Source organism: Candidatus Collinsella stercoripullorum, assembly GCF_027669965.1.
Classification (GTDB): domain Bacteria; phylum Actinomycetota; class Coriobacteriia; order Coriobacteriales; family Coriobacteriaceae; genus Collinsella; species Collinsella stercoripullorum.
Genome location: NZ_JAQECM010000003.1, coordinates 1 through 14,016 on the forward strand (window position 1 = coordinate 1; position 14,016 = coordinate 14,016).

9 protein-coding genes are annotated in these 14,016 nt (G+C 68.6%); 5 read left to right on the forward strand and 4 right to left on the reverse strand.

Annotated elements, in window-relative coordinates; translation table 11 throughout:
* From PHA29_RS01285 to PHA29_RS01305, 5 genes are all read left to right on the forward strand, one after another.
* Positions 1 to 925, forward strand: a 925-nt coding sequence (locus tag PHA29_RS01285) for a PD-(D/E)XK nuclease family protein (RefSeq protein ID WP_270847652.1), incomplete at its 5' end; no start/stop codon positions are given.
* Between the two features lie 411 nt (positions 926 to 1,336).
* Entirely contained in the window at positions 1,337 to 2,803 is a 1,467-nt protein-coding gene (locus PHA29_RS01290; RefSeq protein WP_270847654.1) for a M81 family metallopeptidase, read from the forward strand.
* A 181-nt stretch (positions 2,804 to 2,984) separates the two neighbouring features.
* Positions 2,985 to 6,791 (forward strand): DNA polymerase III subunit alpha, encoded by a 3,807-nt coding sequence (gene dnaE / locus PHA29_RS01295; protein ID WP_270847656.1) that lies wholly within the window; start codon positions 2,985 to 2,987, stop codon positions 6,789 to 6,791.
* Positions 6,792 to 7,823: 1,032 nt separating this feature from the next.
* Positions 7,824 to 8,072 (forward strand): AbrB/MazE/SpoVT family DNA-binding domain-containing protein, encoded by a 249-nt coding sequence (locus tag PHA29_RS01300; RefSeq protein ID WP_270403644.1) that lies wholly within the window; start codon positions 7,824 to 7,826, stop codon positions 8,070 to 8,072.
* Positions 8,073 to 8,402 (forward strand): type II toxin-antitoxin system PemK/MazF family toxin, encoded by a 330-nt coding sequence (locus PHA29_RS01305; protein ID WP_270403642.1) that lies wholly within the window; start codon positions 8,073 to 8,075, stop codon positions 8,400 to 8,402.
* Between the two features lie 151 nt (positions 8,403 to 8,553).
* On the opposite strand, the gene ilvC is transcribed toward PHA29_RS01305, so the two are convergent.
* The 4 genes from ilvC to ilvD form a co-directional block, all read right to left on the reverse strand.
* The gene (gene ilvC / locus PHA29_RS01310; protein ID WP_270574195.1) at positions 8,554 to 9,549 is read right to left on the reverse strand and encodes a ketol-acid reductoisomerase; all 996 of its coding nucleotides are present in this window, start codon (positions 9,547 to 9,549) and stop codon (positions 8,554 to 8,556) included.
* A 198-nt stretch (positions 9,550 to 9,747) separates the two neighbouring features.
* A complete protein-coding gene (gene ilvN / locus PHA29_RS01315) occupies positions 9,748 to 10,242 on the reverse strand; it encodes an acetolactate synthase small subunit (protein WP_270403639.1) in 495 nt (164 codons plus the stop codon).
* On the reverse strand, positions 10,235 to 12,313 hold the full coding sequence (ilvB, locus tag PHA29_RS01320) for a biosynthetic-type acetolactate synthase large subunit (RefSeq protein WP_333491372.1): 2,079 nt from the start codon (positions 12,311 to 12,313) through the stop codon (positions 10,235 to 10,237). The genes ilvN and ilvB overlap by 8 nt, the downstream gene beginning before the upstream one ends.
* Positions 12,310 to 13,974 (reverse strand): dihydroxy-acid dehydratase, encoded by a 1,665-nt coding sequence (gene ilvD, locus PHA29_RS01325; RefSeq protein WP_270574194.1) that lies wholly within the window; start codon positions 13,972 to 13,974, stop codon positions 12,310 to 12,312. Before ilvD ends, ilvB begins: the two co-directional genes overlap by 4 nt.
* Positions 13,975 to 14,016 lie beyond the last annotated feature (42 nt).

Consider the following 14,016-nt stretch of genomic DNA (forward strand, 5'->3'; position numbering starts at 1 on the left):
CCTCGCGGTCGACGTGGACGGTGACGGCCGGTCCGCCGCGGGGCCGGCGGACGACGTCCCGGACTCGTTCACGCTCGTGTACCCGGAGGAGGCGCGCGCCCGCGTGACGCCCGCCCCCCGCCCCCCGCGCGACTCCTACAGCTACACCTCGCTGTCCGCGGAGCTCCATGCGGATCCGGAGGACCGCGCCCCGGCGCGCGCCGCCGGATCGGATGCCGTGGACGCCCTGAACGCCGCCGCGGTCCCCGACGAGCCCGTCCCGGGGTCCGGGGTGGAGCTGTCGCCTGTCGCGGCCTGCGTCACCGATGTGGTCGAGGTCGACGGGGTCGGAGCCGCGACCGCCGCGCCCGCGATCGCCGTGGCCGCGTCGGACCCGGCCACGCGGGGCGCCGACGGCGATCCGACCGCGCTCGGGTCGGCCTTCCATGCCGCCGCGCAGTGGCTGATCGAGACGGGCGCTGACACCGTGCCCGCGGAGCGCGTCGACGCGCTCGCGCGCTACTGGGGCGTGACGCCCGCCCAGCGCGTGCGGCTCGAGGCGGCGCTCGCGCGCTGGGAGGCCTCGCGCGCCCGTGCCGAGCTCATGGCATGGCCGCAGGTCCGCGCCGAGGTCCCGTTCTTCTCCGTCGGCCTGGACGACGCAGAGGTCCGCGCGCGGTTCGGCGCCTATGCGGAGGGGGCGATCGACGCGCTCGCGACCGATCCGTCGCATCCGGGCGCGGCGCTCGTCATCGACTACAAGACCGGCGGGAGCCCCGATGAGACGCCCGAGCGGCTGCGCGAGAAGCACGCGCTGCAGGCCCGCGTGTACGCCGACGTGCTGCACCGCGCCGGGTTCGCCGAGGTCGAGCTGCGCTTCGTGCGCGTCGAGGTCCCCGATTCCGAGAACCCCGGCGAGCCCCAGGCCGTCACCTACCGTCTGTGACGGCTCGGCCGGTCTCCCGTCCCATCTGAAACCACCCGCGCCCCGCGGCGCTGCTCCCCGCCCCGGGGTGCAGCGCCGTGCCCCGGGAGGCCGGGCACCTGCCCCGACGACGCCGCACCGTGCCCGGGATGCCGGGCACTTGCCCCGGAAACGCCGGGGCATGCCCCAGGGACGCCTCGCCCAACCCCGGGAAGCCCGGTTTCACCCTGAGACAGGGGAAACCGGGCTTCCCGGGGCGGGGCGCTCCCTTCCGGGGGTAGCGCGCCTCCAGCCGAGCGCGCCCCCCGCCCCGCCCCGCGCCCTGCCCGTCCCCGGTTTTCGTTCTCCCTATGGTTTTGCTCTGTTTGCGCGCCGCTCCGCGCCCGACGCGTTAGGATAGGCGCTCGGCCGATCCCGTCCGAGAGGAGCACCATGAAGGTATTCGTCGCCCACATGTCCGCCGAGTGCAACGAGCGCGTGACCCGCGACGCCAAGCTGTCCGATTTCAAGCTGCTGTACGGCGAGGACTGCATCGAGGCCATGCGCGTCCGCGACGTCTTCGAGGGCGCGGGGATCGAGATCGTCCCGTCGCTCTACGCGGGCATCAACCCGAGCGGCATGATCGAGCGCGAGGCCTACGATTTCATCAGCGGCCGAATCCTCGACGACCTGCGTGCCCACCTGCACGAGATCGACGCGATCTACCTCCAGCTGCACGGCGCCTCCGGCGTGCTCGGGCTGGACTGCGTCTCCGGCGAGCACGACCTGCTGCGCCGCATCCGCACCGTCACCGGCGTGCACCTTCCCATCGCGGTCTCGCTCGACCCGCACGGCAACGTGACGGCGGAGCTCGCCTCCTACACCAACATCCTGCGCTGCTACCGCGAGTCCCCGCACATCGACACCGTCGACACCTGGCGGACCGTCGCGGCCAAGCTCATCGACCTCATGCGCGACCGCCGGCCCATGCACCCGATCGTGCGCAAGCTTCCCATCATCGTGGAGGGCGAGCGCAGCGTGTCGGCCAACGAGCCCATGCGCTCCATCAACCGCCTGCTCGACGAGGCCGAGGCCGACGAGCGCGTCTTCTCCGGCTCCTACCACGTGGGCTACCTGCGCCACGACGACGACAAGCTCGGCGCCGCGGTGGTGGTCGTGCCCAACCGCCCCGAGGACGCGGGGCACTGCGCCGAGGTGGCCGACCGCATCGCGCGCTACGCGTGGGACCATCGCGCCGAGTTCACCTTCGGCGGCAACTACGGCGACCCCGCGACCGCGGTCGCGCAGGCCGTGGCCTTCGACGGCAAGACGGCCGTGATCACCGACTCGGGCGACAACTGCGGCGCGGGCGCCACGGGCTACGGCACCGTCATGGTGCGCGAGCTGCTCGCCGCCGACCTGCGCGGCAAGCGCGTGCTCGTGGCCGGCGTGAACGACCCCGCATCCTGCGAGATGCTGAGCGACCGCGCGGTGGGCGACCGCGTCGAGTTCATGCTCGGCGTGGGCGAGGACGAGGTGTCCGAGCCCGTGGCCATCTCCGGCGTGCTGTCCGTGCGCGGCGAGGCGACGCTCGGCGTCGGGGTGCGCGAGCACTCCGTGGGGCCCGCCTGCATCGTGACCGTGGACGGCACGGGGCTCGACGTCCTCGTGATGCCGCGCAACGTCCAGTACGGCCACATGGAGCAGTTCGCCGCGGCCGGCGTCGACTTCCACGACTACGACATCGTCGTCGTCAAGATGGGCTATCTCGACACCTACCTAATCCCCGAGACCGCCTACCACGTCATGGCGCTCACCGGCGGCCCCACCGACCAGATCTACGAGAAGATCCCGCTGCGCCGCATCTTCCGCCCCATGTGGCCCATCGACGAGATGGACGAGCTCGTCTACATCGAGTAGCCGAGGGGTCGGTTGGGGACGGGTTCGTTTCATCCCATCGCGCTGGGAGGGGTCGGTTGGGGACGGGTTCGTTCCAACCCATTCCGCCGCGGGCGCCCTTCCGCCCGCGGCGCCGTGTCCGCGCCGTGCGGTAGAATGCTTTTCAGCAAGCACGTGAGAGATCCGAGGAGCATATCGGCCTATGGCGTTCGTCCACCTGCACAACCACACCGAATACTCCATGCTCGACGGCGCGACGCGCATCGGCGACATGGTGAACCGCGCCGTCGAGCTGGGGATGCCCGCCGTCGCCATCACCGACCACGGGTACATGTACGGCGTGCCCGAGCTGGGCCTCGCCTGCGACGCCGTGAACCACGGCACGCCCGAGTACAAGGTGTGGAGCCACGACAAGTCGTTTCTGACCAAGGGGCGCCGCGACGAGCTCGAGGTCCCCGACCCCGAGAAGAACCCGCGCGGCTACGCGCAGTTCCAGCGGGACATGGAGGAGTGGGACCGCTCCGGCAGCCTGGACGCCACCAAGCCCCCGCTCGTCATCAAGCCCATTTTCGGGTGCGAGGTCTACTTCACCCCGGACGATACGCTCGCACGCGACCGCAAGCCCGAGCTCTACCACATGGTGCTGTTCGCCCGCAACGAGACGGGCTACGTGAACCTCATGCAGACGGTTTCGGAGGCCGCGGTCGACGGCTTCTACTACAAGCCCCGCGTCACCCTGGACAACCTGCGCCGCCACCGCGAGGGGCTCATCGCCAGCTCGGCGTGCATCGCGGGGATCATCCCCAAGTGCATCGACCGCGGCGACCTCGACGCCGCGGTGCGCTGGGCGGAGACCTTCCGCGACCTGTTCGAGCCCGGCAGCTTCTACATCGAGATCCAGGAGCACGGCATCACCACCGATTCGGGCCTTACCGACGAGCAGCTCGACCGCCAGCTCATCGACATCGCCAACCAAGTCGGCGTCAAGGTCATCGCCACCAATGACTTCCACTACCTCACGCGCGACGACGCGCCGGTGCAGGACATCATGATGTGCATCGGCATGAACTCCAAGGTAGACGATCCCAACCGCATGCGCATGCAGGGCTCCGAGTTCTACATGAAGACCGAGGAGGAGATGCGCGCGCTGTTCCCGTACTGCCCGGAGGCGTGCGACAACACGGTCGAGATCGCCGAGAAGTGCAACGTGGAGCTCGAGTGGGGCAAGATCATCCTGCCCCGCTACCCGCTGCTCGACGAGGGGGAGACCCACGAGAGCCAGTTCCGCCGCGAGTGCGAGGAGGGCCTGGCCAAGCGCTACGGCGAGGACTGGCGCGACCAGGTGATCGGCGGCGTCTCCATCAGCGAGCGCTTCGAGTACGAGTACAAGGTCATCTGCGACAAGGGCTTCGCGGCCTACTTCCTCATCGTGGCCGAGTACGTGCGCTGGGCCAAGCAGAACGGCATCGGCGTCGGCCCGGGCCGCGGCTCGGCGGCGGGCGCGCTCGTCGCCTACGCCATGGACATCACCACCTTCGACCCGCTGTCGAACGGCCTCATGTTCGAGAGGTTCCTCTCACCGGAGCGCTCGGAGATGCCCGATATCGACATGGACTTCGACGATGAGCGTCGCCTCGAGGTCATCGAGCACGTGCGCCAGCTCTACGGCCCCGAGAAGGTCACCCACGTCATCACCTACTCGACCATCAAGGCGAAGCAGGCCATCAACGACGCCGCGCGCGTGCTGGACTACCCGGTCTACATCGGCCAGCGCCTGTCAAAGATGATCTCGAGCGACCCCTCCGTCAAGCTCAAGCAGGTGCTCACCCGCGTCGAGGGCAAGGAGGACCTCTACAACCCCGATTTCGCCGAGGCGTATCAGAAGGACGACGACTCCCGGCGCATCATCGACGCGGCGCTCGCCATCGAGGGCCTGACGCGCGGCGAGGGCGTGCACGCGTGCGCCGTCCTCATCTGCCGCGACCCGGTCAACGAGCACGTGCCCACGAAGCTCGACACCAAGGGCGGCGTGGAGATCACCCAGTACGAAGGCCACACCGTGGCGGACATGGGCCTGCTCAAGATGGACTTCCTGGGCCTGCGCACGCTCACGGTCATCTCCAAGGCCAAGGCCAACATCAAGGCGAACCACGGCATCGACATCGACGTGGACGCGATCCCCTTCGACGACCCCAAGATCTTCGAGCTCATGCAGGCCGGCCATACCGCGGGCGTGTTCCAGATCGAGTCCGCGGGCATGACCGCGACCATCAAGAACATGAAGCCGACCGAGTACAAGCACGTGGTCGCTCTGATCGCCCTGTACCGCCCGGGCCCGCTCGGCGCGGGCATGGTCTCGTCCTACATCAACCGCATGAACGGCAAGGAGCCCGCCGTCTCCTACGACCCGCGCCTGGACGACATCCTGGGCGAGACCTACGGCACCATGGTCTACCAGGAGCAGGTCATGAACATCTCGGTCGAGATGTGCGGCTTCTCCAAGGGCGAGTCCGACTCGCGCATCCGCAAGCCGGTGGCCAAGAAGAAGATCAAGATGCTCACCGAGCAGGTCTTCAACTGGTCGGACGGCGAGGATGAGACCATCTACGACCACTGGATGAACGGCGCGGAGCGCAACGGCTACAAGCGCGAGACCGCCCAGCGCATCTGGGACGACGTCCTCGAGTTCGCGTCCTACGCGTTCAACAAGTCGCATTCGGCGGGCTACGCCATCCTGGTCATGCAGACCGCGTGGCTGAAGGCGCACTATCCGCACGAGTACATGGCGGCCGTGCTCACCTCCTACACCGGCAAGACCGAGAAGATCGTGCACTACGTCTCCGCGTGCCGGCACGACGGCATCCCCGTCCTGCCGCCCGATGTGAACGAGAGCGGCCGCGAGTTCACGGCGACCGCCGAGGGCGTCCGCTTCGGCCTCGCCGGCATCCGCGGGGTGGGCGAGGGCGTGGCCGACGCGATCATCGAGGAGCGCGAGCGCGGCGGCGCTTTCAAGAACCTGCACGACTTCGTGGACCGCGTGGACTCCAGCCAGGCCAACCGCCGCGTGATCGAGGCGCTCATCAAGGCGGGCGCCTTCGACGCCAGCGGCTACCCGCGCCGCCAGCTCATGAGCTTCGTGGACAAGAACAACCCGGAGAACATCATCGACGCCGCGGTCAAGCGCCAGAAGGACCGCGCCGCGGGGCAGACCTCGCTGTTCGACGTGTTCGGCGATGTGGAGGGGTCGGGCTTCGAGGTCGTCGTGCCCGAGCCGGACGGCCAGGAATGGGACCGCCACATGAAGCTGTCCGCCGAGCGCGACGTGCTGGGCATCTACGTGTCCGACCACCCGCTGCGCCCGTTCGAGTACGCGCTCGCCAAGTCGCGCGAGTACTCGCTGTCCCAGATCGACACCGGGTTCGAGATCGCCAGCCCCACGGGCGAGGGAACCGTCAACCAGGAGATTCCCGAGGGCAAGCCGTTCTGGTTCGCCGGCATGGTGGCCGAGGTCTCCAAGCGCGTGACGAAGAACGGCGACCCCATGGCCATCGTGCGCATGGAGGACATGGAGGGCGAGGCCACGGTCGTGGTGTTCCCCAAGACCTACAAGGAGTGCGAGAGCTGCCTGTACGGCGAGACGGACCCCGAGACGGGCGCCGTGCTGTCCGACGCGTTCATCCGCGTGCGCGGCAAGCTCGAGCGGTCCGACCGCGGCGACCAGATCATCGCGCAGGAGATCCTGCCGCTCGAGCTGTCCGAGGAGAACAACCGCCCCAAGGTGTTCGAGATCATGGTGCCGAGCTCTCGGTTCTCCCAGGGGAACATGGCCCGCCTGGCCACCGTGCTGTCCACCAACCCCGGCGGGGACCGCGTCGAGCTGTTCATCGAGCAGAACGACGGCCAGACGATGCGCGCGGAGATCCCCGTGCGCGTGAACGCCCGCAGCATCCCGCTGCTCGCCGAGGTCAAGGGCATCGTCGGCAGCCGCGGCCGCGTCACCGTGGTGTAGCGCCGGCGGGTCCGGCGCCGGCGCTGTCGGGATTATAGGGCACGGATCGGTGCGGTCGCTTCCTTCGGTGGGGGGCGGCCGCATCCGCATTCGGGGCGCTCGGGGACGGCGCCGTCGGGATGCGAGCGGGCGCGGTAGAGGTCCCCCGGGGGTCGCGTGCTCCGATCGCGCTCTGCCCTCCTTGAATCTCGCATTCGCCGCCCTGGTTCGTCGCCGCGTCTCCCGCATGTGTTGCCTCAGCGCGTCGCCCTGCCGCCGCGGGCGCCGATTTTTCGTTCGTTTTCCGATTCCTGGCACGAAAACGCTGTTTGGGGGAGTGTCGATCATGCAACGGCCTCCCACGTTCGCTCGGTGCCGCCTCCAGGCCCCTTCGCCCGTCAGGTTTTTGTCGGGTGATGGGTCATGGAGGCTCCGGCGTGGTATTCCACGGGCCGCGGATGCCCTTCCGATGCGCCGGAAGCCTCTGTATCCGACCCTTTGCCCGCCGGTTGCCCGGAGCACCCTCCCCCAAACGGTGAAATCGTGCCAGGAAGCTGAACACGAACGCAACAGAGTATCGCGTCACGAAAAGTGGTGCGGGCGGGCCGGCTGGCCGTCGCCTCGAGTACGCGGCCTCATCGTTTGTGTTCCTTTGCGAGGTTTTGCCGTGGAGCTCGGTCGCGTAGCGCGACTGCGCCCCGTCGCGCGCATGAACCGTTTCCATCTTTACCTGCGCTGACGGCGCGGTGTCGGATTTCGTTCGGCTCTGTGCCGTCGTACGTTCAAGATCTTGTCAGCGACCGGTGGATTTCCGTACAGGACAGGGTGATATCCCTATGTCTCACGGGGCCTGCTCGCCTGCGACGGGAAGGGGGTGAAACGATCGCAGAGGGCTCGGGTCTCCGTACGAATCGAGCGAGGCGGGATGCACGGTTCGTCGAGACGGCTTTCGCCGGATGCCGTGCCGTCGTGAAGGAGGTCGGACTGATGCCGCGACATGAGGTTATACTGAGTCTAAACATTCCGACGCTCGATATGGGGAGACGGTTGGCCATGCTGACATCTACGCTGACGAAATGGGGAAACAGCCAGGGAATCGTTCTTCCCAAATCGGTTTGCGAGGACCTCCGCCTGAAGCCGGGTGACAAGCTCAACCTCCAGGTCGTCGATGGCGAGCTGCGCGCCCGCCCTGTCGGGGCGCATACCATCCGCACCTTGCTCGAGGGGTATGACGGTTCGGTGCCGGACCGGGTGGATTATTGGGAGGGCTGGGGCGGTCCCGTCGGGAAGGAGATGTGGTAGGTGCTGTACCGAAAGGGCGATATCGTCGTCAACAGGTATTCCGACCCGGTGGGGCACGAGCCTGCATATTCCCGGCCGGCGCTCGTGGTGAGCGAGGATTTCTTCAACATGTCGACGTCTATGGCGCTGCTGTGCCCCATCACCTCGTCGGACCACGCGTTTCCGCTCCACATCGAGCTTCCTGAGGGGTTGAGCGTGCACGGCCGGGTGGTGACGGAGCAGATCCGGGCGTACGACCTGGAGTTCCGGCAGCCCGAGGTGGTCGACCACCTCGATGCCGACTCCGGTACCATGGCCGCGATCACCGAGTGCATCCGTTCGTTCTTCTGAGGCGAGCCGGGCTGCTGCCGGGCGCTGCGGTGCGCACTCGGTTTCGCGCCGGCCCGAGCCGGCGGCATCCTGCGCCATACATGACGGTGCCCCGCGCGGCGGATACCGTGCGGGGCACCGAGGTGGGGCTCTCGGAGTCGAGCGAGCTCGGCTACTTCTTGATCCAGCTGAACATGGAGCGGATCTTCTCACCGGTCTTCTCGATCTCGTGCTCGTTGATCTTCTCGCGCTGCTCGAGCAGCCACTTGTGGCCGTTCGCGCAGTCGTCCACGAACTCCTGGGCGAAGGAGCCGTCCTGGATGCGCGCCAGGATCTGCTTCATGGCCGCGCGGCTCTCCTCGTTGATGACCTTCGGCCCCGCGTAGTACTCGCCGTACTCGGCCGTGTTGGAGATGGAGTAGTTCATGAAGTGGATGCCGCTCTCGTACATGAGGTCCACGATCATCTTCATCTCGTGGTAGCACTCGAAGTAGGCGAGCTCAGGCGGGTAGCCGGCCTCGGTGAGCGTCTCGAAGCCCGCCTTCACGAGCTCGACGAGGCCGCCGCAGAGCACGGCCTGCTCGCCGAACAGGTCCTCCTCGGTCTCCTCCTTGAAGGTGGCCTTGATGATGCCGGAGCGCGCGCCGCCCACGCCCCAGCAGTAGGCGAGCGCGATATCCCAGGCGTCGCCGGTGGCGTCCTGCGCCACGCAGGCCAGGTCGGGCACGCCGGAGCCCTCGGTGAACTGGCGGCGCACGATGTGGCCGGGGCCCTTGGGCGCGCACATGATGACGTTCACGTCCTCGGGCGGCACGATGTATCCGAAGTGGATGTTGAAGCCGTGGGCGAACGCGAGGGTGTCGCCGGCCTTCAGGTGGTCCTTGATGTGCTCCTCGTAGACCTTGGGCTGGGTCTCATCGGGGGTGAGGATCATGATGACGTCGGCTTCCTCGGCGGCGGTGTCCATGTCGACCACCTTGAGGCCGGCCTCCTCGGCCTTCGCCCAGGAGCTGGAGCCCTCGCGCAGGCCGACGCGCACGTCGCAGCCGGAGTCGAGCAGGTTCAGCGCGTGGGCGTGGCCCTGGGAGCCGTAGCCGATGATGGCCACCTTCTTGCCCTGGATGACCTCGGGGTTGCAGTCGGATTCGTAGTAGATCGTAACAGCCATGCGTTTCTCCTTAGTTGATCGTGGCTGGTGTTACCTGGTAGGGAAGGCACGCCCGGGACTTTGGGGGACTTTCGGGGACGGGGTCATTTTTACCCATCTTCCGATGGGCGCCGTGTCGCCGGCGTTCCGTGGGACATGGGTAAAAATGACCCCGTCCCCGAAAGTCCCAGCCGGCCCCGAACGGCGCCCGGGGCCGCGCTAGCGGTCGCTCGCCCCGCGGCTCATGGCGATCTTGCCGGTGCGCGTGAGCTGGCGGATCCCGTAGCTGCGGAACAGGTCCTCCATGGCGTCGAGCTTGCTTGCCGTGCCGGTCGCCTCCACCGTGAGCGAGTTCTTCCCCACGTCCACGATGTTCGCGCGGAAGATGTTGGCGATCTCGATGATCTCGTGGCGCCGGTCGGGCGGGGCGATCACCTTGAACAGCACGAGCTCGCGCTCGATGGCGTCGGTGTCGGTGAGGTCGGAGATCTTGTAGACGGAGACGAGCTTGTGCAGCTGCTTGGTGAGCTGCTCGTAGGCGACCTCGTCGGCGTCGACGATGATCGTCATGCGGCTCATGGTGAGGTCCTCGGTGGGGGCCACGGTGAGCGAGTCGATGTTGAACCCGCGGCGCGAGATGAGGCCGGTCACGCGCGACAGCACGCCGGGCTTGTTCTCGACGAGGACGGACAGGATGTACTTCACGTCACTCACCTCCCTTCCGGGCGGACTCGTCCAGGACGGTGTCCGCCGTCGCGCCCGCCACGTGCGCGTCCGCGTCGTCGTCGGTGAGCGGCAGGGGATGCGCGATGGCGCCGCTCGTCTCGCCGGCCGGGCTCATGCCCTTCTCGGTCACGCGGACGCCGCCGAGGGTGACGTCGATGGCGCCGATGATGTCGTCGATCGCCGCGCCGGGGGCCACCATGGGGTAGACCGTCTGGGCGGTGGGGATGACCACGTCGAGCAGGAAGGGGCCGTCCGCGGCGAGCATCCGGTCGAGGGCGCCGTCGACCTGGTCGGGATGGGTGATGCGCTCGGCGCCCCAGCCGTAGGCCTCGGCGAGCAGGACGAAATCGGGGTTGGCGGTGAACTCGGTGCAGCTGTAGCGCTCGTGGTAGAACAGGCGCTGCCACTGGTGGACCATGCCGAGCGCGTTGTTGTTGATCAGCAGGACCTTCACCGCCACGCCGTTGCCGACGGCGGTCGCCATCTCCTGGATGTTCATCTGCAGGGAGCCGTCGCCGGCGACGCAGACCACCTGGCAGTCGGGTCTGCCGATCTTGGCGCCGATGGCCGCGGGGAAGCCGAAGCCCATGGTGCCCAGGCCGCCGCTCGAGATGAAGGTGCGCGACTCCTCGCGATGGATGTGCTGGTGCGCCCACATCTGGTGCTGGCCGACCTCGGTGGTGACCACGCTCGCGTGCGGGTCGAGCTTGGCGGAGAGCTTCTCCAGCACGATCTCGGGGGCGATGCGGTCGGGGTAGTCGGCGAAGTCGGCGGTGTAGAACGGCCAGCGCTCGCGCCAGGAGAAGCAGGTGTCGACCCAGTCCCCGTCGACCGGTTCGGCCCCGATGCGCGCGATGCGCTCGTTGATGGCGGCGACCACGGCGCGCGCGTCGCCGACGATGGGCACCTGCGGGTCGCGGACCTTGCCGATCTCGGCGGGGTCGATGTCGATGTGGATGACCTTCGCGTGGGGGGCGAACTCGGAGAGCTTGCCGGTCACGCGGTCGGAGAAGCGCGCGCCGACGGCGATGATGAGGTCGCACTCGGTCACCGCCATGTTGGCGTACTTGGAGCCGTGCATGCCCACCGGTCCGAGGTTGAGCGGGTTGGAGCAGGGCATAGCGGCCTTGCCGAGCAGCGTGGTGACCACCGGGATCCGCATGGTCTCGGCGAGCTCGACCACTTCGTCGCAGGCATGGCTGGACACCACGCCGCCGCCCACCATGAGCAGCGGCCGGCGCGCCGCGCGGATGAGCTCGACTGCCTGCTTGACCTGCTTGGCGTTCCCGCGGTAGGTGGGACGGTAGCTGGGGATGCCCACCGAGTCCGGGTAGTGGAACACCATCTGCTCGCCGGCGAGGTCGCTCGGCACGTCGATGAGCACCGGGCCGGGGCGACCGGTGCTGGCGATGTAGAACGCCTCGCGGATGGTGCGGGTGAGGTCGTCGTTGGACTGCAGCAGGAAGCTGTGCTTCACCACGGGCATGGTGATGTCCACGATATCGGCCTCCTGGAAGGCGTCGGTGCCGATGACCCCGCGCGTGACCTGGCCCGAAATCACCACGAGGGGCACCGAGTCCATGTAGGCGGTGGCGATGCCCGTGACCGTGTTGGTCGCCCCCGGGCCGCTCGTCACGAGCGCGACGCCCACGCGCCCGGTGGCGCGTGCGTAGCCGTCGGCCTCGTGGACCGCGGCCTGCTCGTGGCGGGCGAGGATGTGGCGGATCTTGGTGGAGTCGTACAGCGCGTCGTAGATCTTGATGGCCTGGCCGCCGGGGTAGCCGAAGACCGTGTCGACGCCCTCGGCCTCGAGGCTGGCGATGAGCGCCTGCGCGCCGGTCATGGTCTCGCCCTCGTGCTCGGTGGCGCTCCCCGGTCCGAACGGCTCGCCGGAGGCGGCGCGTGCCTTGCGGGCCAGCCGCGCCTCGCGGCTCATGTCGACCGGCTCGGCGCGCCGCGCGCCCGCGGCGCTCGTGCAGCGGGACTGGCGGATGTCGTCGGGCATGTCCGGGGTGCGCGGGCTGCCGGCGGGTGCGGATGTGCGGTCGGTGTCCGTCATGAGAGGTACGCCCCCTTGTCTGCGCTCGTGACGAGCTTCGCGTAGCGCGAGAGCACGCCGTGGGTGTACTTGGGCTCGGGCGGCTGCCAGGCGGCGCGCCGGCGCTCGAGCTCGTCGGCCTCCACGCACAGCTCGAGCGTGCCGGCCTCGATGTCGATGTCGATGATGTCGCCCTCGTGGACCAGGGCGATGGGGCCGCCCGCGGCGGCCTCGGGGCTCACGTGCCCGATGCAGGGGCCCTTGCTCGCGCCGGAGAAGCGGCCGTCGGTGATGAGGGCGACGGAGTGGTCGAGGCCCATGCCGCAGATGGCGGAGGTGGGGGTGAGCATCTCGCGCATCCCCGGGCCGCCTGCCGGCCCCTCGTAGCGAATGACGACGACGTCGCCCTCGCGGATCTGCCCGCCGAAGATGGCCTCGCAGGCCTCCTCCTCGCTGTCGAAGACGCGCGCGGGCCCGCGGTGGCGATACATGTCCGGCGCGCAGGCGCTGCGCTTGACCACGCCGCAGTCCGGCGCGAGGCTGCCGCGCATGACCTTGAGCCCGCCGATGGGGGAGTAGGCGCCCTCCACGGTGCGCACGATCTCCCCGTCGGGCTCGGGGCAGGAGGCGATCCAGTCCGCCATCGTCCCGTGGCAGGTGAGGGCGTCCCCGTCGAGCAGGCCGGCGCGGCCGAGCACGCCGATGATGGCGGGGATGCCGCCCACGGCGTTCAGGTCCTCGATATGCAGCGGGCCCGCGGGGGCGATGCGCACGATGTTGGGGGTCTCGTCCGAGACGCGGTCCCAGTCGTCCATGGAGACGGGGCAGCCTGCGGCATGGGCGATGGCGGTGAGGTGCAGCATGGTGTTGGTCGAGCCGCCGAAGGCCATGTCGAGCACCATGCCGTTGCGGATGGAGCGCTCGTTCAGGATATCGAGGGCGCGGGTGCCCGCACGCACGAGGTCCATGACCTTCATGCCCGTCCGCTTGGCCAGGCGGATGCGCTCGGAGAACACGGCGGGCACGGTGCCGTTGCCGGGAAGCGCCAGGCCCAGCGCCTCGGCCAGGCAGCAGATCGAGTTCGCGGTGAACATGCCCGAGCAGCTGCCGCAGGTGGGGCAGGCGGTGTTCTCGAGCCACGCGCACTCCTCCTCGGTCATGGTGCCGGCGGTGACCTGCCCCACGGCGTCGAAAAGCGTGTTCAGGTCCGTCTGCCTCCCGCACCTGTCGCGGCCGGCGAGCATCGGGCCGCCGGAGACGAGCATGGTGGGGATGTTCAGCCGCGCCGCGGCGATGAGCATGCCGGGGACGATCTTGTCGCAGGAGGGGATGAGGACCATCGCGTCGAACTGATGCCCCTGGATGGCGCATTCGACGGAGTCGGCGATGACCTCGCGGCTCGTGAGCGAGTAGCGCATGCCCTCATGGTTCATGGCGATGCCGTCGCATACGCCGATGGTGTTGATCTGGAGCGGGGTGCCGCCGGCCAGCCGCACGCCCGCCTTGACGGCGTCGGCGATCTGCTGGAGGTGGATGTGGCCGGGGATGACCTCGTTCTGGGCGGAGACGACCGCCACGAGCGGTCGCTCGAGCTCCTCGTCGGTGAGCCCGTCGGCTTTGAGGAGGCTGCGGTGGGGCGCTCGCGCCAGCCCCTTCTTGATGGCATCGCTTCGCAGGTGCATGGTCCCTCGATTCCTGTCCGACTGCGTATCAGGCAATGCGAG

Coding starts and splice junctions, on each gene's coding strand:
- PHA29_RS01290 (WP_270847654.1), top strand. CDS start 1,337: ATGAAGGTATTCGTCGCCCACATGTCCGCCGAGTGCAACGAGCGCGTG.
- dnaE (WP_270847656.1), top strand. CDS start 2,985: ATGGCGTTCGTCCACCTGCACAACCACACCGAATACTCCATGCTCGAC.
- PHA29_RS01300 (WP_270403644.1), top strand. CDS start 7,824: ATGCTGACATCTACGCTGACGAAATGGGGAAACAGCCAGGGAATCGTT.
- ilvC (WP_270574195.1), bottom strand. CDS start 9,549: ATGGCTGTTACGATCTACTACGAATCCGACTGCAACCCCGAGGTCATC.
- ilvB (WP_333491372.1), bottom strand. CDS start 12,313: ATGACGGACACCGACCGCACATCCGCACCCGCCGGCAGCCCGCGCACC.
- ilvD (WP_270574194.1), bottom strand. CDS start 13,974: ATGCACCTGCGAAGCGATGCCATCAAGAAGGGGCTGGCGCGAGCGCCC.